This window comes from Culturomica massiliensis, from assembly GCF_900091655.1.
Classification (GTDB): Bacteria; Bacteroidota; Bacteroidia; order Bacteroidales; family Marinifilaceae; genus Culturomica; species Culturomica massiliensis.
The window spans coordinates 398,606-416,955 of record NZ_LT594621.1; the positions used below are offsets into that span (position 1 = coordinate 398,606).

Annotated in this window: 16 protein-coding genes and 1 pseudogene; 9 read left to right on the forward strand and 8 right to left on the reverse strand. The window is 34.3% G+C overall.

Features of this window, described 5'->3' with window-relative positions:
• Window positions 1-49: 49 nt before the first annotated feature.
• From BN8908_RS02780 to BN8908_RS02790, 3 genes are read right to left on the reverse strand one after another with little or no spacing between them, the layout of a single operon-like run.
• Window positions 50-712 (reverse strand): hypothetical protein, encoded by a 663-nt coding sequence (locus BN8908_RS02780; RefSeq protein WP_068688935.1) that lies wholly within the window; start codon window positions 710-712, stop codon window positions 50-52.
• Window position 713: 1 nt separating this feature from the next.
• Window positions 714-1,091, reverse strand: coding sequence for a DUF3408 domain-containing protein (locus BN8908_RS02785; protein ID WP_068688936.1), 378 nt, complete (start codon window positions 1,089-1,091; stop codon window positions 714-716).
• A 10-nt stretch (window positions 1,092-1,101) separates the two neighbouring features.
• Window positions 1,102-1,839, reverse strand: a complete 738-nt coding sequence (locus BN8908_RS02790; protein ID WP_068692065.1) for a ParA family protein — start codon at window positions 1,837-1,839, stop codon at window positions 1,102-1,104.
• Window positions 1,840-2,688: 849 nt separating this feature from the next.
• On the opposite strand from BN8908_RS02790, the gene BN8908_RS02795 reads away from it, so the two are divergent.
• The 5 genes from BN8908_RS02795 (at window position 2,689) to BN8908_RS02815 (ending at window position 9,981) form a co-directional block, all read left to right on the forward strand.
• Complete coding sequence (locus BN8908_RS02795) at window positions 2,689-3,078, forward strand: plasmid mobilization protein (protein WP_068688937.1); 390 nt, start codon at window positions 2,689-2,691, stop codon at window positions 3,076-3,078.
• A complete protein-coding gene (mobB, locus tag BN8908_RS02800; protein ID WP_068688939.1) occupies window positions 3,063-4,265 on the forward strand; it encodes a conjugal transfer protein MobB in 1,203 nt (400 codons plus the stop codon). The genes BN8908_RS02795 and mobB overlap by 16 nt, the downstream gene beginning before the upstream one ends.
• Window positions 4,266-4,354: 89 nt before the next feature.
• A complete protein-coding gene (gene mobC, locus BN8908_RS02805) occupies window positions 4,355-6,367 on the forward strand; it encodes a conjugal transfer protein MobC (protein WP_068688941.1) in 2,013 nt (670 codons plus the stop codon).
• 176 nt (window positions 6,368-6,543) lie between these two features.
• A complete protein-coding gene (locus BN8908_RS02810) occupies window positions 6,544-7,851 on the forward strand; it encodes a DUF3945 domain-containing protein (protein ID WP_068688943.1) in 1,308 nt (435 codons plus the stop codon).
• Between the two features lie 27 nt (window positions 7,852-7,878).
• Window positions 7,879-9,981, forward strand: a complete 2,103-nt coding sequence (locus tag BN8908_RS02815; RefSeq protein WP_068688945.1) for a type IA DNA topoisomerase — start codon at window positions 7,879-7,881, stop codon at window positions 9,979-9,981.
• Window positions 9,982-10,208: 227 nt separating this feature from the next.
• Here BN8908_RS02815 and BN8908_RS02820 read toward each other — a convergent pair whose 3' ends face one another.
• The 5 genes and pseudogenes from BN8908_RS02820 to BN8908_RS02840 form a co-directional block, all read right to left on the reverse strand.
• Complete coding sequence (locus BN8908_RS02820) at window positions 10,209-11,120, reverse strand: hypothetical protein (protein WP_068688949.1); 912 nt, start codon at window positions 11,118-11,120, stop codon at window positions 10,209-10,211.
• A 95-nt stretch (window positions 11,121-11,215) separates the two neighbouring features.
• Window positions 11,216-11,518 carry a helix-turn-helix domain-containing protein gene (locus BN8908_RS02825; protein WP_068688950.1) on the reverse strand — a complete coding sequence of 101 codons (303 nt, stop codon included), beginning with the start codon at window positions 11,516-11,518 and terminating at the stop codon, window positions 11,216-11,218.
• Window positions 11,515-11,856, reverse strand: a complete 342-nt coding sequence (locus BN8908_RS02830) for a helix-turn-helix domain-containing protein (RefSeq protein ID WP_068688953.1) — start codon at window positions 11,854-11,856, stop codon at window positions 11,515-11,517. Before BN8908_RS02830 ends, BN8908_RS02825 begins: the two co-directional genes overlap by 4 nt.
• Before the next feature lie 84 nt (window positions 11,857-11,940).
• Window positions 11,941-12,501: an RteC domain-containing protein gene (locus BN8908_RS02835; RefSeq protein ID WP_082989200.1), complete on the reverse strand. Its 561-nt coding sequence runs from the start codon at window positions 12,499-12,501 to the stop codon at window positions 11,941-11,943.
• A 590-nt stretch (window positions 12,502-13,091) separates the two neighbouring features.
• A pseudogene (locus tag BN8908_RS02840) lies at window positions 13,092-13,361 on the reverse strand (transposase); the annotation flags it as partial.
• A gap of 41 nt (window positions 13,362-13,402) precedes the next feature.
• On the opposite strand from BN8908_RS02840, the gene BN8908_RS02845 reads away from it, so the two are divergent.
• The 4 genes from BN8908_RS02845 (at window position 13,403) to BN8908_RS02860 (ending at window position 17,853) form a co-directional block, all read left to right on the forward strand.
• Entirely contained in the window at window positions 13,403-13,840 is a 438-nt protein-coding gene (locus BN8908_RS02845) for a phage integrase SAM-like domain-containing protein (RefSeq protein WP_187373426.1), read from the forward strand.
• Window positions 13,841-14,047: 207 nt separating this feature from the next.
• Window positions 14,048-16,354 carry a hypothetical protein gene (locus BN8908_RS02850; protein WP_068688960.1) on the forward strand — a complete coding sequence of 769 codons (2,307 nt, stop codon included), beginning with the start codon at window positions 14,048-14,050 and terminating at the stop codon, window positions 16,352-16,354.
• Window positions 16,355-16,751: 397 nt separating this feature from the next.
• A complete protein-coding gene (locus BN8908_RS02855; RefSeq protein WP_235837463.1) occupies window positions 16,752-17,546 on the forward strand; it encodes a relaxase/mobilization nuclease domain-containing protein in 795 nt (264 codons plus the stop codon).
• A 58-nt stretch (window positions 17,547-17,604) separates the two neighbouring features.
• Window positions 17,605-17,853, forward strand: coding sequence for a hypothetical protein (locus BN8908_RS02860; protein ID WP_068688962.1), 249 nt, complete (start codon window positions 17,605-17,607; stop codon window positions 17,851-17,853).
• The last annotated feature ends 497 nt before the right edge of the window (window positions 17,854-18,350 follow it).

The following is an 18,350-nucleotide window of genomic DNA, read 5'->3' on the forward strand; positions in this document are numbered from 1 at the left end:
TTCCCCGGTACAGGTTAAACTGTTGGTTTTAAGTGGTACATTCCCGGTTTTATCCGGTGTGTATATAGTTATTGATGTTGAAATTTTTAATTTCTTCGCTTATTCCGTTTCCTCCGTTATTTTCGTCCGTTTCTGTTTGATAAAATGGATTGAGATGTTTATGTAATATCCGATCTACTCTTTTTTCACCTTCCGGGATGTTGCTGATAATACCCTGTATCAAAGAATTATTACGATTGAGGTCAATAATAATAGCAGTTTCCCGTTCTTCTTCTTCTGTATTGTCATCTGTTGTTAAAACTGTTTTGACCTTGGGCAGATCATCAAAAGCAACTCCCGCAGCGAAGGAAGAATAATCTTCCTGATCCGGCGGATAACGGTAGTACATTTCTTCTTCGGACAACTTAGGAATTGCACCCTCTATTTCTTCCTGATCCGCTTCCGCCGCTGCTTCATCCAAAGATTCCTGATCTATTGCTGAATACTTTTCTTTTTCCTCTACGAATGGGGGTTCTGGCGGTGGCGGTTGGTACACAAATGTACTCTTCCCGACCACCAGAACGGAAGTATCCGCAGTTTCAGAGGGTACGTTCGGGGATTTATCCGGCGGCTTCCCCCTGCAACCTAACATACTTCGCCAGTCACATTTATATATCACTAAAAAGATAGTCAGATAATAGGCTATAATACCTGTAATAATATATTCGATCATTTTATATTGTTAATTTGTTCTTGTCAAGTAAGGCATTGATCGTGTCTTTGTACATGGATAGATGTTCATTCAGTACATGATCGACATATATTCCGATCGTTAATTTTTTTGAACCTAATATATTAGTGATCAGGCTTATTGTTTCTTGTAGTTCCTGACTGACATATACACATTTTCGCTTTTGTGTCGGCATTCCAATATTCGGTTGTAGAAACACGGAGTAATCCGGTAAACCCTTCTTGCGTCGTGTGTTCCACTCTTTTTTATCCGCAGTTTCTTCTTTTTCATCCGTTGCAGTTTCATTTGTACGTTTGGGGATACCCCCGGCAATCAATTCTTGTAAATAGTTTTCATCTATTTTTCCCTTTTCTGAAACCATGACTTTTAATTTATAGTTTAATAATCCCGCGAATCTCTTCAACCAGAGTATCTATATTACTGCCTTTAATTAACCGGGAACTTGGGGGGAAAAGGGTTGAACGGAAAACACTTCGCTTTTCTGCCTGAATTTCTTTTTTGTAGCGTACGGTATCAGGAAGTTGAGTTTTGAGAAGATTTAAACCCAACTCTCCGATAACATTCTGGTAAGCAAGATATAAACCACTACGTTCATGGGCATTTATCATGTTCCAAAATAAGAATATACCTTTCAGGTGGGTTTGTCCGCTTTTTAATAAATCCTGAAGTACGGTAGCAAATTTCAAAGTTACATCCATAACAACAAAATCGGCTGTAATAGGAATAAACAGATAGTCCAGTTGGGATATTGTTTCCAATACACCTTCATTGCCGACTGTTCCCGGGAAGTCCAATAAAGCAATATCGTAATCATCCGGGAAAATGGAATTTAATTCCTGCAAGATATGGATAGGTTTTCCGCTTAGAATCGGATAGGCTTTTTTGTTGCTGTTTGTAAATTGATTGTAAGCAAGCGTTTTATAATAGTCATTTTTATTGACCTGTGCTATATCCCGTTGCCGCATGGATTGTATGGAGAATTGCGGATAATCAGCATCCAATACGATAACCCTGTTGTCAGTTTGGTAATGTAGATAACTTGCTACGATTACCGTTATCGTTGTTTTGCCGATCCCTCCTTTGGGGGTTGAAAAAGCTACTTTTAACATGGTTTCTCTTTTTGTTTTATTTATAAATCCTGTTCCTTTTTGTCCCTTTTTATAGCAGGTGACAAAACAAAGAAAAACCAAAAAATTAGAATACAATCATGTTTTCCACCCCCTGACCTCTGATGTGTACCTACTGTCTTCTATTTTACCTTTTATTTGTAAGTTATTGAAGTAAATCAACTTAGACAAGAATAGACAAAGTAATACAATCGAGGCGCTGGTCATTGGTCAAAATGTGCCGGTTTATTTTTTGGAAGTAGATTTGTTCCCGTACAGATGTGGGTACACCAATACATAAATGTGTATTAGTGTAAACAGGTAAATACGTGAATCCATTATGACGTAAGTATGTGAGTGAGTACATACCTGCATAAACCTGTAACCACGTAAATAAGTAAATCCATGCATCCGTACATATAGATGTAAGTACGTAAATAGATGTGTGTACAAATATGTACGTAAATCAATCAATTTATGCATACTTCAATATTCATAGAAGTAAGTTTAGAAATACATACGTGCGTTGGTGTATGTTTACGCTTGTACCTATCCACAAAATTGTTACTAAAACTCATTTGTCTGCATAGTGACCGCATTTGACATGGGGGAGGGATTCGTCCTGTTTTCTGAATAGGTTTTATCTTGCCCCATGAAAAAATAGGGTGTTTTTTTACCTTCAATTTTTACTGCGATTTAATTCTGCTCATAGCAGAATTTTATTTGCGTGGAGCAAATAGCCAGGTGTGTCTTTGTCATACAAAGACCTTTTTGTATGACAAAAAGCCTGGCTTTCCCCGAAGAGGGGAAAGAGGTAAGAATACTCCGAAGTCGTATTTTATAAATATTCATATGGAAAACCAGAACAGTAAAACACATAGGTATAATTTTCGGTTGAACGAACATGAGGATATACAATTTAAAAAACTGTTTGAACAATCCGGGGCAAAAACACTTACGGAATTTATTACTAACTGCATATTGAATAAACCGTTTAAAGTGGTGACAACCGATAAATCCGCTTATGATATATGTGTGAAATTAAGTGCCACTAATGCGGAAATAAGAAAAATCGGAGTGAATTATAATCAGGTCGTGAAATCTTTAAAACATGCTTTTACTGAAAAAATAGCTTTATCCTATCTGTTTAAACTGGAAAAAGAAACGGCTAAACTTGTTACATATTTGCAAAGAATCATTGAATTAACGGAAGAATATAAACAAAAATGGTTGCCAAAATAACATCAGGTAGTAATATTTATGGGGTGCTTAAATACAATTTGGATAAAGTACAAGAGAATAAAGCTGATGTATTCATGTGCGAGAATATGATTGAAAGGGATGACAAAATACCGGATATGGATTTAATGCTGGATTGTTTCAATACCTATTTGAATAATAATAATCGTACTCAGAAAACAGTCTTTCATGTTTCATTGAATCCACACCCGGACGATCATCTATCTGATGAACGGTTAAAAGAAATTGCACAAGAATATATGAATAAAATGGGGTATGGTCATCAACCTTACCTTGTATTTAAGCACCGGGATATTGAGAGGGAACATATACATATTGTTTCCGTGCGTGTGGATGAACAAGGGGTAAAAATCAATGACAGTTACGAACACCGCCATTCCAAACAGATTACAGATGCGTTAGAAAAGAAATATGGGCTTAAACCTTCTACACCCGAAGAAGAAAAAAAGATGAATGTACTAAAAGCGGTTCATTACAAAACTAACGATGTAAAAAGGCAGATCAGGAACACCGTTAAGGAGTTAATAAAGTACCGCTTTCAGTCCGTAAAAGAATTTAATGCTTTACTTTCCTTGTATAACATTGGTTGTGAAGAGGTAAAGGGAGAGGTAAACGGTAAGTATTATACCGGTTTGATTTATTTTGCTTTGGACGAACAAGGAAAACCCACGGGAACACGGTTTAAGGCTTCTCTCTGGGGAAAGCAAATAGGTTATGAAACTCTATTGCATAATATCGAAAACTCAAAGAACGAACATAAAACTCTGGAAATAAAAGAACAACTCAAACAGGAAATTCTTACCTGCATGGATGCCCGGAACATGGAAGAGTTTAAACGAAAACTTAAAGACAAGAACATCGACGTAATCTTTAGAACGAACACGGAGAACCGGATATATGGAGTTACATTTATAGATCATCGTAACAAATATGTTTTCAATGGCTCTAAGCTGGGAAAACAATTTTCTGCCAATGTATTTCAAGTATTGTTTAGTGATAGCTTTACATCCATATACAAACAAACGGAACAGAAGGCAGAACCCGGTAAAATGGCAGAAAGCGGTACTGATTGGTGCGGTCTGTTGTTACCAACGGACCCGGCTCCAATCTATGAAAAAGAAAAGATGAAGAAACCCAAAAAACGCAAAAAAAGAAAACGTTCGATTTAGTAATTGGGCTAATCCCCCCCATACCCACTTAAAACCAAACTGTTTAACCGTGCCGGAAAATCCCACTTCCGGCACATAATTTTCGCATGATGCAAAACGAAGACGATTTGCGAGGGCTGGCAAAAGTTGTAGACTTTTTGCGGGCTGTAAGCATATTATTAATACTGATTCATATTTATTGGTACTGTTATGCCTGGTTTAAGGCTAACGGTTTTACACTTTCACTTATCGATAAAGTCCTGATAAATTTTCAAAAGTCGGGATTATTCTCTTCTACCTTAGTTACAAAGCTTTTTGCTCTGTTGCTGTTGGCTTTATCCTGCTTGGGGACACAAGGGATAAAAAATGAAAAAATAACCTGGAGAAATATCAATTTGTATGCAGGAATAGGCTTTTCCCTATATTTTTTCAATGGGTGGCTTTTGGCAACTTCTCTACCTATGGTTGTAGTTACTTCTTTATATGCTTTGACACTTTCGGGAGGGTATATTTTCCTTATGATTGCCGGGGTATGGGTAAGCCGCTTACTGAAAAGTAAAAGGTTGGATGATGTTTTCAATCGTGAGAACGAAAGCTTTATGCAGGAGATACGGCTAATGACAAATCCTAATTCGGTGAACTTACCTACGCGTTTTTATTACAAGAAAAAGTATTATAACGGTTGGATTAATGTTGTTAATGTTTTTAGGGCTTCTATGGTGTTAGGAACTCCCGGAAGCGGTAAATCTTATGCTATCGTTAATGGTTATATTAAGCAGCAAATTGAAAAAGGCTTTGCCATGTACTTATACGATTATAAGTATCCTGATCTGACGAAGATAGCCTATAACCACCTTTTACAGCATACAGCAGGTTATACCGTAACGCCTAAATTTTATACGATCAACTTCGACGATCCCCGGCGATCACACCGCTGTAATCCGCTGAATCCGATTTTTATGACCGATATTTCAGATGCCTACGAAGCCAGTTATACCATTATGCTAAACCTCAATCGAACGTGGGTTGAAAAACAGGGGGATTTTTTCGTTGAATCTCCGATCATCTTGTTAGCTGCTATTATTTGGTTTTTGAAAATATATGAAAACGGAAAGTATTGTACATTTCCGCATGCAATAGAATTTTTGAACCGGAAATATGCTGATACCTTTATAATCCTGACAAGTTATCCAGAGTTAGAAAATTATTTGTCTGCTTTTATGGATGCCTGGGAGAGTAATGCGCAAGATCAATTACAGGGACAAATTGCAAGTGCAAAGATTCCGCTATCCCGTCTTATATCTCCGGCTCTTTACTGGGTAATGTCGGGAAATGACTTTACTTTAGATGTGAATAACCCGGACGAGCCTAAAATCCTGTGTATTGGCAATAACCCGGAAAGGCAAAGTATATACGGGGCTGCATTAGGTTTATACAATGGTAGAGTTGTAAAACTGATTAATAAGAAGTACCGCCTTAAATCGTCTGTAATTATAGATGAATTACCGACAATATTTTTTAAAGGACTTGATAATTTAATTGCCACTGCGAGGGCAAATTTGGTCGCCATACTTTTAGGTTTTCAGGATTTTTCACAGCTAATCCGTGATTATGGGGAGAAAGAGGCGAAAGTAATTATTAATACGGTGGGGAATGTATTTGCAGGACAGGTTGTGGGTGATACGGCTAAAACTTTATCAGAACGTTTTGGAAAAATTGTACAGGAACGCCAATCGAATACAATCAACAGAAATGATAATTCCAGTACATTCAACACTCAATTGGATGTACTTATTCCACCGTCGAAAATCTCTAATCTTACACAAGGAACATTCGTAGGCTCTGTGGCAGATAATTTCGATCAACGTATTGAACAAAAGATTTTCCATTGTGAAATATTAGTAGATACCGAACAAGTAAAGAAGGAAGAAAAAGCATACCGGGAAATACCTGTCATTACCGATTTTTGCGACGAAAACGGAATAGATAGAATGGATGAACAAATTCAAAATAATTATAACCGAATCAAAAGAGAGGTGATTCAAATTATTGAAGACGAGAAAAAAAGAATTAAGAATGATCCAAACTTACGACATCTTTTAAAAGAGGATGAAGAAGAATAAAAAAAGAAGCAGCTTCAAAAGGGCTGCTTTTTCTATAAAGCTATTCTTTAATAAAGGGACAATTGTAGCTGTTTAGGGTACTAAATGATGTTGTATGTATTGATATATAGACATTTAACAACAAACATGCCTATCTTCGCTTCCGATAATCGTTGTTTAATTCAAATTTTACAATTATGGCAAAAAAACAAAATCCTACGAAAAAGTTACCCGGCGATGTTATTCTGGTTTATAATCAGAACCGAAAAGATGTAAGAGTTGTTAGCGGCGTAGATCAACAAGGAATCTTACAGTCTGTTGAGCCTACCCCAGAAAATGAAAGCCACTATATGCAGGTGGATAAGAATGCAAGTATGTTTTCTAATTTCTGGAAAAATTTTATTGAATCGATAAGATCGCCTTTAGTGCATCTTCAGTTTTATAAATCAGATAAAAAAGAGATTAAAGAAAATGTAGAAGTAATTAAAAATGCACTGCAAAATAAAACGCCAGAAGGTGACAAAATCTTAAAAGTCCTTTCTGAATTAACGCAATTAGTCAATAAAGAAAAAGAAATGGCAAAGAAAAAAGAACCTTATATCGATCTCAATAAAGTGAATTGGAAAGAACTGGAAGAAGTAGGTTTTTCACGCAAAATTGTGGAAGAGAAGGGACAAACTGAACGTATGGAAAAAGGGTTAAGATCGAATGTACTTTTTCACTTAAAAGGTGATCTGAACGGTATAGCAGTAGATGATATGTTCGTAATGCAGCTTATAAAAAGGCAAGACGGAACGATTCGTGTTAAGGCTGACGGAGTAGCACATGAACTGTCCCGTTACGTAATGGGAACCCCTTTGAACGATCAACAAATGCAGCAGCTTATAAATGGGCGGTTAGAAGGTACAATCAATATTGTTGAACCCGGTACACGCAATGTAAGGGAAGCTTATCTTACTTATGATCCTCTTGTGAACAAAGCCATTCCCATGTTTAAATCTCCTAATATGGTGATCTGGGATGATATTAACGGACATAAAGTTACAGTCGATGAAAAAGGACGGATTCTTGGTGGTTTTTCAGTCAAAATGGCGGATTTGAAACCTAAAGAGGGTGGAGAATCATACGGTGCTTATGCTTATATAGATGCCATAGAAAGAGGATTGAAAATCGACTGTAAAAAATATTATCAGGAACTTTCCGAAGATGTACAAAAGGTATGCAGGGCTAAGCAAATTAATGGAAAAGAAGTAACTCCCAAACAATTACAAGAGATGAATGCCGGCAATTATGTTTGGATAGACGGCATGACCAAACGACACGGTAAAACCGTAGAGCCATACGGTAACTGGATTGGTTGGAAGAAAAAAGAAAACGGCAGGTATGGGTACGATTTTCAGAAGTTTAAACCTAACCCAAAAAAGGATAAAGGTCAAAATGCACGCCAACAACAAGAAGGTAAAAAGTTTGCTACAAAAGGTAAGAAAGTAGGTATAACCAACTAATTTTAATAATCCACTTAAAAATCCCTTATGAAAACAGTTATTATAGCAGAAAAACCGAGCGTAGCGAGGGTAATTGCAAGTGTTGTCGGTGCTAAAGAAAATCATTTCATGGACGGTTTTCTCGCCGGCAATGAATATGTGGTAACCTGGGCTTACGGTCATTTGGTCGCGTTGGCACAACCTTTGGATTACGGTTTTAAGAGTTATGAACGTGCAAGCCTGCCAATGTTACCGGAAATGTTTAAATTAATTCCGCGCCAAATTAAATCCGATAAAGGATTTATAGACGATGTACGTGCAGTTAATCAATTAGAGGTTATCAGGCGATTATTTGAGGCTGCGGATAAGATTATCGTTGCCACAGATGCAGGAAGAGAAGGAGAATTGATATTTCGGTACATTTATCAATATTTGGAATGTAAAAAACCTTTCTTTCGCCTATGGGTATCTTCTTTGACAGATACAGCTATTCGAAAGGCTTTGAAAGAACTTAAGCCAGGAAACCAGTATGATAATTTATATTATGCTGCCCGCGCACGGTCAGAATCGGATTGGCTAATCGGGATGAATGCAAGCCAAGCTCTTACTTTAGCAGCAGGAGAAGGTGTATTTTCATTAGGACGCGTACAAACCCCTACGTTAAAAATGATTGTGGAACGGTATAATGAAAATAAAAATTTTATCCCGGTTAAGTATTGGCAATTGCAATTAACCGCAGAAAAATTCGGAGTTTCGTTTAAGGCACTTTCCAAAATAAAATATCCTTGTAAAGCAGATGCGGAAAGCGTATTACAAATATTACGATCCGATAGTCGGGCGGAGGTTATTCATGCAACGGTTAATCAGGTTACGGTACAACCTCCATTGTTTTATGATTTGACAACCTTACAGAAGGATGCCAATAAATTATTCGGTTTCCCGGCAGATAAAACCTTATTTGTGGCACAATTATTATATGAAAAACAGTTGATCAGTTACCCCCGTACAGGTAGCCGGTACTTGCCCGATGATGTGTTTGCCGAACTTCCGGGGATCATCCAGAATTTAGAACAATACCCTGTTTTTAGTAATTATTGTATTTCGCTTAAAAATAAGGTTCTTAACAGCAGGTCGGTAAATAATTCGAAAGTAACCGATCATCATGCATTAATTCCGACGATTACACATTTGCCGAACTTTTTGGCAGAAGATGAAGAACGAATTTTCAATTTAATTGCAGGACGGATGTTAGAAGCTGTTTCGGAGGCGTGTATTAAGGATGAAATTGTAATCGAATTACGTAGCCACGACGTCGAATTTTCCGCTAAGGGCTCTACAATAAAAAAATCCGGTTGGAAAGAGGTATTTCGTTGTTTTGAAACAAAAGTAACCGAAGAAGATAATTCAATATTACCTATTTGTAAAGAAGGTGAATTATTACCTGTTTTGGAGGTAAGCCATATTGAAAAGCAAACCCAGCCTAAACCCATATTGACCGATGCAAGTTTACTTTCTCTCATGGAGCATGCAGGAACTGATTTAGAAGATGAAGAAGAACGGGATGTCATAAAAGGAACGGGAATAGGAACACCTGCCACTCGTGCCGGAATAATAGAGGTTTTGATTCACAGGCAATATGTCCGACGTGATAAAAAGAACATTGTACCAACCGAGAAAGGGCAAACTACTTATGAAATTGTGAAAGATATGCGTATTTCTGATGTTGGTTTGACGGCTGGTTGGGAAGCTGCTTTGAATAATATTGAAAATGGAGTGTTACAACCTAATACTTTTCGTCAGGAAGTGGAAATATATACCGTACAGGTTACAACGGAATTATTGAATGTTACTGTAAATCTGCCGGAAAATAAGTCTTGTGTCTGCCCTAAATGTAACAGTAAAATGTTGTTTTTTCTTAAATGCGTTAAATGTGCTAACGTAGAATGTGATTTTATAGTATTCAGGAATAAATGTGATAAGCAGCTTTCGGACGAACAGATCATAATGTTAATAAAGGAAGGGAAGACGGGCGTTATTAAGGGATTTAAGAAGCGCGACGGTTCATTAATGGATGCTAAATTGAAATTGGATGAAAATTATAAGACCGTTTTCGAGTTCCCAATGAAAAAATCTAATCCGAAAAAGAGATAATTTATTTATCTTTGTACTTGAAATCATGCAACAGTTAAACTGTTTTCAGGATTTTAAGTGGTGCGCCCGGGGGTAGGATACCGGGCGCTTTTTTATAATGCAATTCTTTTTAACTTCATTATCTATAAGTTTGAATCATTCTTTCTATTGTGATGACCGGAAATGATTGAAATCTACAATTGTTTCGTCAGTAGCACTCAAACCCCAGTCCAGATACTAAAATTAGTTTAATCTTTCTTGCCTTCGTTCAAAATGCCAATTAGTTCTTGTAGCTTATGTGGACTATAATAAGATAAGAAATCTTTTCCATATTCAGAATCAAGAAATCCATCCATAAGATTAGACCTATCAACACCATAATCATTATTAGCTATTTCATGAATTTTCCCCATCAGCAAAATGCCATAACTAACCAAAGGCTCAAAATCTTCATCATTACAATCAATAATTAAATTGCTAATACTAAGTCCATGTACATAATGGGATAAAAAAGAAATCATATCAGTCATTGATTTTTTTGTATCAATGAATTGATACATAGTATTCCAGTTTATTTTCTTTTTCGGTTGTTTAATATCCGCATATCTCCAATTACAGTCTTTTATGAAAATATCTATTGTATCTTTATTTTTAGTATATATTGGTAAGTTAAAAATTGTATGAACACAATAATGTTTAATTTTTTCTGTATCTATTATTGCGTTTTCAACCTGTGTCTGAAGTGCATTGAATTCTTCATTTGTAATAGAGCCATTATTCTTTAATTCACGATTTTCCAATTCTTTTAATCTATTTACACATCCATCAAGGATAAACAGATAATGTCTTAACAATCTTTCATCTTTACTATTATCATGATATATGAGTAGAAATGAAGCTATCGTATCTGCAATTATTCTGATTATCGAAGCTGCTGTGTTATAGTCTTTGCTATTTTCAACAACTGTCATGAATGAGTGAAAACATCGCATGATTTTCATTAAGATTCCAATTTGATAACCAGGAATATCATTAATAGCTCTTGATTGAAACTTCTCATTCAATTTCAATACCTCATAACTAATCATACAATACATTGCTTTATATGAATCAAAATATGAATCGTTAAAGGCATTTAATTCGGGAATATGTATTCTCATGTTCAACTTGTTTTTAATTTTCCATATTAGTAATATAATGTATATTTATCATTTCAAAATACTAAAAATTATTTTGATGCCAAAATAATATATAATTATTTAGCCTCTGCATCTTTTTCTTTTAAACGATTTTCCATAAACTCTTTTACATCAACTACTCGATAATAATTTTTTCCTCGAACGTTGAAGTATTTTAAAATCTTTTCTTTTCGGTAACGCTGTAATGTTCGTCGATTAACATGCAGAAGTAAGCACATGTCCTGGTTGTCTAAAACTTTTATCTCTTCAACGGCTATTTGAAGGGCTAATCTTTTTATTTTTTCATCCGTTTGATCTAAACGATCAAATAAACGGTGCATCCATTGCTCTAATGTTGCTTTGTCTAATTCTTCGATCATATGGATAAATGATTATGTTGAGCAATTTCATTTACCGTTTCATATTTACCTTCTGCTATGTATTTATTTACATCTTCAATGTTATAGCGGATTCTCCCACCAATACGGGTATAAGCAATTTCTCCCCGGGTTCTTATTCGATTTAATGTTCTTAAACTGACATGTAAAAGTTTGCATACATCTTTGTTGTCTAATGCAATTCCTTTTTCTGTTTTTTCTCTCGGTTTTTCTGATTCGTTTAATTGTATTGTACCCTGTGATTTGACGAATAGAAAAATAGTTTCTAATTTTTCTACAAGATTCCGATACACCTGTGAATCTAATGTAACAACTTCCATAATTATTTAGTTTTAATTTTGTTGCTACAAAAGTGCAGGTTGAAAAAATGGAAAGTATTTAACTTAATATTAGGTTAATAGTAATTATTTGTCCTTTTCTAACATTGCCTTGTTTAAGTTGTCCGTTAAACGACGTAAAAAAGTTGTTCTTTCTCCGACTCTGCTTCTTATTTGGATGTATAACAATGAAATGTTATTGAGATTTATGTTGAAAGCCTTTTCAAATAGTTCTGCGAGTTGTTTAATCGTAACTTCTCCATTATTGATACATTTACTGTGGAAAAGTGCATATATTATTTCGACGGCATTACATAAGTCAGCCGTCCAGCGTAGGGGCTTTTTTATTTTTAATGTTTTTGTTTCAATTGGTACTGATAATTTCAAACATTCTAAAGCAACATTAATAATTGAAAGGGTTTTATTCAATATAATATTATTCGTAGTATCTTTTTTTAAAATAGCTTCTAATTCAATTCTTGTGTAATGTAGTAAGAAATAGGAGGTTGCCAAATCAGATGAGTTATTTACAAAAACCTGTAGTTTATTTACGAATTGTACATAGGCTTTTTCTAACGTCTTAGTTTCGATTTTTTGGGGTGTGCTAAGTAGAATCAATAGATCAGTCTTTAATAATGAATTTCTCATAATAATAATAAAATAGGGTATACCCCATAATAGGATATACCCAAGCTTAACAAAAAATGAATTACACGCATATTTTACAAAATTATGTTATATAATTTTGTAAACCATTTTTTTTACGTATAATTTGCATTGTATTGTCTTATTTGGTATTTTGTCACTGTTAAATCAGAGTTCTTAGAAAATGTCGGGAATGTAAGTCTTAATAGGTCATTTTCAGACAAGTATTGATAATAATATTTTAAACAGATAGACAAGAAACGACAATAAGTCGTCCACTATTTGTCCACCTGTTAATTTTAAAATATTTCCAAAAGACAATCGGGATAGTAATCAGTTGATTATGAATAAATTCTATGTCCCCAGCTGGATCACTAAGTGTCCCCAGGCGGATCACAAAAACAAGCAAAAAAACAAAGCAAACTCCTGAAATTCAACGAATTTCGGGAGTTTCTATTTTCAGATAAAACCTCAAAAAATAGCTGATTCCGGCGATAGTGTCGGATCAAGTGGAAAAGATAGGATGATAGGATAGTGTTTCAAAAAGTGTGTATGCATACTCTTTTTATTCATTTCTGCAAAATTATTTATTTTTAATAAAATAGTTTTGATTCTAAAAAATTATAAATGGGGTATTTATAAATATCCGCATTCTGAGCCACTGTGCCCATCAGCAGAATAACGGCCTGTGGATTAGGCATGGCTCCCCTCATATTAATCACCCTCTTATAATCTCTGTTGAGTCTTTCAATCCAGTTTGTTGTGTAAATCATACCCCTTATTTCCCTTTCATATTTAAAGTATGTAAAGTAGAACCTGTACCTTTCATGTATATATCTTTTTAATGGTGGATAACTTTTTTGTCAACGATATTAAAACTGCTTTTATTGCCGATAAAGGATATATGACTGTTGTGGAAGTCAGGGATAAATATGTAAATCTGACTAAGACCGCCGAAGAAAAGGAAAAAGACCGGAAGAAGTTAGAGCAGCAGGAAGCCGAACGTCTTGAAAAAGAACGTCAGGAGAGGGAAGAGCAGGAGCGCAGGGAAAGGGGTATTTCTCTGATAGACTATTTTAATAATTACATTGAATCCCGCCGTGATGAAGTAGCAGCCGGACAACTCACGGGTAAAACTTTTTCCCGTTATGAGAGTGCCCGCGACCGTCTGATAACTTATATGGAAGAAAAATATAAAGTGTCAGATATGCCCTTAAAGCATATTGACTTGTTTTTCATTAAGAACTTTGAAATTCATGTAGAAAATCTGTTTAATTGTAATGAACAAATGAGATTAAATAAACTGATGAAAAAAATGCAGATTTGGATTATAAAACTTTGAAAAACAGAATTTTATTAAAAGGTATCAATGCCATATTAGATGAAATCCGAAACAGCATGAAAAATAATCCAATATCAGAAGTAATTCAAAAAACATCGTATTAATGAATACTTGATAAAGATAGAATTAATAGTGATATTTGTGGATATTTATTTATAATTGTTCTTTATATAGGGAGTCTGTTCTATTTCGATAAAATGTTATAAGATGAGAGAAGAATATAAAAATCTGATAAAAGCATTATCTGTTGATGCATTTAGAAATGTTATAAAAGAGTATTTAAAAAACTACTATACCACAAGTGATGTTTTCATATGTGATGGAACTAATGATGGAGGAAATGATATAGAGATTAAAATTCGGGGAGAATATTTGAAGACAAATATTCAAATAACTGTTCAGAAATTAAATATTAATCTCAAGATCGAGGAAGATGTAAAAAAGGCAAAATATAATCATGAAAATCTAGGATATAGATCAGAATTACTTTTTTTCTGCTCTCAGATTATTTCTAAGCGAGGACGTGACGAATTAGAAAGAGAGGCGAGTTTAAATCATAATATTACATTGAAAATATTTGATGCGAATCAATTAGCAGAGTTAGTGGATACATACCCAATAATTGGGCAACTTATTAACCAGTATAGTTGTATACCGATAAGGGATAATGTGAAATTAAATCAAAAAGAAAGAAATTTATTTGAACTTTTTGTAAAGGGAGAAAAAGCTTCTGATATAAAGAAGAATTTTACAAAGTCAATTATACTATCCTACCTTTATGAACATTCAAATGTAACTTTAAAACAGATCAAGACAGATTTAAATACTGATTTTTCTAGTAGTATTTCTGAGAATTTTTTAGTTCTCTTACTGGAAGATTTGGTTGAATCTGAATTGGTCGTGTGTATAAAAGACAAACCACGTGTATATAATATAACAGAGTTAGGAGAGTTAAAATTTAGAGAAGCAGAACTAAATTCTAATAGACAAAAGAATGCTTTTATTTTTGAAATTGAAAAATATTTGTCAGAACAAAATCTTGTTGGTTTTATGCAATCTGTTATTGATGATATTTTGGAATTGTATTCGTCAAGCTATCAGATGACCAATGAAGATATACAAGAGCGTGAACCTCAGAGAAGACGTTTATCTAAAATATATAAAAGTTTAAAACAACGGATAGAAGCTAATATTGGGGAATCCCAAAAGACTGAAAAAATAATTTTGGATTTATTATCTATTTGCCAGAAAAATGATTTCTTAAACAATATAAATATGTCTATGTTGTTTATGGAATTATATAAATCCAATATGTTGGATGAGTATATGAAACAAAGTCCTTTGATAATCTATTTAGATACACAATTGTTATTACAGATTATATGTCTTGCTTGCGAAAAAGAAAGTAATGAGGAAGATTTGTTATATAAATCTGTTCAATCACTCACTGAAGCAATTCATAATTCTAATTTTAAAATAGAGTTAAGGACTTCTACTGATTATGTAGAGGAAGCTTTTTATCATATAGCAGAAGGTATAAAACTTGATCGCTTCTTAAGCCTTTCTTTTATTAAAGAGATTGGAGCATCTAAAAATGTGATATTCAATTATTACTTATTTTTAAGAGAAAATGATTTTATTGATAACACCCAATCTTTTAGTGAATTTATCGAAGAAAATTTAGGCATTTGCGTAGATACTCTAGATGAAGAAGTATTAAATGAAAATATTATTCAACTATGTGATCTTTTTGAAGGTTTGGGAATTCATTGTCAACATCCTCCAAGATTTGAAGATTTTGAGAAATACAAAGTAGAATATGAAAATGTGCTTAGTTACTCAAGGTCAATGAAAACTTATCGGGCAAGAATATATGATTTACGAATGTTTTTGACATTATCAACAGAACTGCATTATATTGAAGGAGTTGATGAAATAATAACACCTATTTTTGTGACTTGGGATTCTTCATTTTATGCAATGTGTAAGACATTTTTTTCTAAATATAAAGAATTGAATCGTTGGAAATTATATGCACCAACTGTTTTAGCTAATAAAATTGATATTATGAATTTGAATATTAATTCTAACGCTTTAACATATAATATTATAACACTCTCTGAAACTAATTTTGTTTTATCCAATGATTCGATTAGTTTTTATGATATGTTGAATTCTATGTTTCCTGACAATAATTCTAATTTGAATTTGGCAAAAGAAATAGCACTTTTGAGAAAGGGTGAGCGTGAACAGACAAAAAAAGAAGATTTCGGGAGAGAAACGGATAATTTACCTATTGATACAGTTTTAATGAAACTTATAAAATTTTATCAATCTCGCGAATCGAGTTATGACTTTAGTGATTTAGTAAGCATTTTCCAATTGGATGATAGAATCTCAGAAATTGTCACTATTATAAAAAGTGCTATAGATGATTATCAACAAGGTCGAGAGATAGATAATATATATTCAAAATTTGACAATTTGATAGAACGAGTAAAAAATGAATCTTAAGTTTATGTTTATATTGTTTATTTATCTATCTTTACTAATGTAAACGGCAGCAACCAACAGAAATCTATCTGCAGCGAAATAGGTGGAGTTTGTAAACATTTTTTTTGTAATTTATTGAAAATGTAAGATATACAGTGGGGTGTAAAATCCCAGCTGGATCACTTAGAGGTAAGACAAAACCTCGTCAAACTAAGCCAAAGCTTTCTAAATTAACGTTTTAGAAAGCTTTTTTCTTTTCAACTAAGACAAGTCAAAGACACAAAAAAGCCAATTAAAGCCCCCTAAACGTTACCAAATCGTTATGGTATATCACAGAGCGTAAAATCATAACGATTTTAACGTCAATGCGCTGATTTGGCGTTGTTTGACTTTTAGATGTCTGCATTTGTTTCGGAAAATCAAAATAGTTTTACTAGCCCCGGGTACGGGGGTAAAGTGCTACCGTGAAAGCATTATACAAAGTTTTGCTACTCAACGCCTGATGAACCCCGACATCAAAAAACCGGTAGGACATATTTCCCTGAACTATTCTGTAGAGGATGCTCCGAAATTGACCGACCTGAAAATGATAGACCTTGCACACGAATACATGAAAGAAATGGGAATCGTGAACACCCAGTACATCATTGTCTGCCACCACGACCGTAAACACCCTCATGTGCATATCGTTTTTAACTGGATAGACAACAACGGTAAAACCATCACCGACCAAAATGACCGTTACCGGAATGAGCAGGTTTGTAAACGGCTTAAACAAAAATACGGTTTATATTTTGCTCCCGGTAAAGAAAACGTAAAACAAGACCGCTTGAAAGAACCGGATAAAACGAAATATGAAATCTACAACGTCATTAAAAGTGGTTTGAAATATGCTAAAGATTGGCAACTACTACAAGGCTATTTATCCAAAGAGGGAATACAAATCCGCTTCAAATACAAAGGACAAACAAATGAAGTACAAGGAATATCCTTTACAAAAGGAGAATATAGTTTTAAAGGCTCGGAGATAGACCGGAGTTTTAGCTATTCAAAATTAGATGCACAACTAAATCGGAACAGCCAGCAGCAACAGGAAACCGTTACAATAAAACCGGATTATTCGACACCGAAAGAAACGAATTCCGGTTTTGGGAAAAATGGAAATCTGTTTGGTTTTTCCAATTCGGGAAGTATGCCTGACGATGGCGAATAAATGAGATTAAACGAACTAAAGAAAAAGAAGAAGAAACGTAAATTAGGATTATAAGATTATGGAACAGGAAATTATATTAGAGGGTATTAATGCCATGTTAGAGGAAATCTGGGACAACATGAAAAAGAATCCGGAACAGAAAATGATAAATTCAAGATTAGCAGTTATTGAAAAGACGTGTAATGACCTTGCAGGTCAGAAGTTTGTCACCGAAGAAGTTATGGCTCAATTTTTGGCTTGTACATTTCAAAGGGTAATGGAGATGAATGAGAAACAGGATGAAAAGATTGAAAAATTAGAAAAATAGCACCCGGGGACGGGGGCAAAGTGCTAATAAATATCTCAATTATAGCATAAATAATATTTCGCAGACCTTCTTACATAAAGGCTTGACTTTGATTACAAAAATAGAAAACTCTTTGAATACCCCCAAAAGTTATCAAAATATAATTTCTCTGTAATTACATTCTTATAGCTGTCCAGACGTCCAGACGTTTCAACGTCAATACGTCCAGATGTCCGGACGCTCCAACAGAAGAATATCCATCTGCAATACAGTTAGCTAATGATTTATACTTACTATACAGTATTGAGCAGTATCACCTAACTAACTTCTTCTTAAAATCTAAGGAAATACTTTATTATCTGAAAGTAAACCTTGTTAGCATCAGCTAACAGCAAGATGTGTCTATCGTTACTCAGAACATTTCGAGTAACTCGAAATTCTTGCCTCTTACAGGGGAAAATCAACCTCCAAAGTCGGTTGATTAAAGTTGATGAAAATCAAAATTTATATTGTTAAAT

What these genes read in the sequence shown, in the direction of transcription:
- BN8908_RS02780 (WP_068688935.1), bottom strand. Translation starts at nt 712, where the DNA reads ATGATCGAATATATTATTACAGGTATTATAGCCTATTATCTGACTATC.
- BN8908_RS02785 (WP_068688936.1), bottom strand. Translation starts at nt 1,091, where the DNA reads ATGGTTTCAGAAAAGGGAAAAATAGATGAAAACTATTTACAAGAATTG.
- BN8908_RS02790 (WP_068692065.1), bottom strand. Translation starts at nt 1,839, where the DNA reads ATGTTAAAAGTAGCTTTTTCAACCCCCAAAGGAGGGATCGGCAAAACA.
- BN8908_RS02795 (WP_068688937.1), top strand. Translation starts at nt 2,689, where the DNA reads ATGGAAAACCAGAACAGTAAAACACATAGGTATAATTTTCGGTTGAAC.
- mobB (WP_068688939.1), top strand. Translation starts at nt 3,063, where the DNA reads ATGGTTGCCAAAATAACATCAGGTAGTAATATTTATGGGGTGCTTAAA.
- mobC (WP_068688941.1), top strand. Translation starts at nt 4,355, where the DNA reads ATGCAAAACGAAGACGATTTGCGAGGGCTGGCAAAAGTTGTAGACTTT.
- BN8908_RS02810 (WP_068688943.1), top strand. Translation starts at nt 6,544, where the DNA reads ATGGCAAAAAAACAAAATCCTACGAAAAAGTTACCCGGCGATGTTATT.
- BN8908_RS02815 (WP_068688945.1), top strand. Translation starts at nt 7,879, where the DNA reads ATGAAAACAGTTATTATAGCAGAAAAACCGAGCGTAGCGAGGGTAATT.
- BN8908_RS02820 (WP_068688949.1), bottom strand. Translation starts at nt 11,120, where the DNA reads ATGAGAATACATATTCCCGAATTAAATGCCTTTAACGATTCATATTTT.
- BN8908_RS02825 (WP_068688950.1), bottom strand. Translation starts at nt 11,518, where the DNA reads ATGATCGAAGAATTAGACAAAGCAACATTAGAGCAATGGATGCACCGT.
- BN8908_RS02830 (WP_068688953.1), bottom strand. Translation starts at nt 11,856, where the DNA reads ATGGAAGTTGTTACATTAGATTCACAGGTGTATCGGAATCTTGTAGAA.
- BN8908_RS02835 (WP_082989200.1), bottom strand. Translation starts at nt 12,501, where the DNA reads ATGAGAAATTCATTATTAAAGACTGATCTATTGATTCTACTTAGCACA.
- BN8908_RS02845 (WP_187373426.1), top strand. Translation starts at nt 13,403, where the DNA reads ATGACTGTTGTGGAAGTCAGGGATAAATATGTAAATCTGACTAAGACC.
- BN8908_RS02850 (WP_068688960.1), top strand. Translation starts at nt 14,048, where the DNA reads ATGAGAGAAGAATATAAAAATCTGATAAAAGCATTATCTGTTGATGCA.
- BN8908_RS02860 (WP_068688962.1), top strand. Translation starts at nt 17,605, where the DNA reads ATGGAACAGGAAATTATATTAGAGGGTATTAATGCCATGTTAGAGGAA.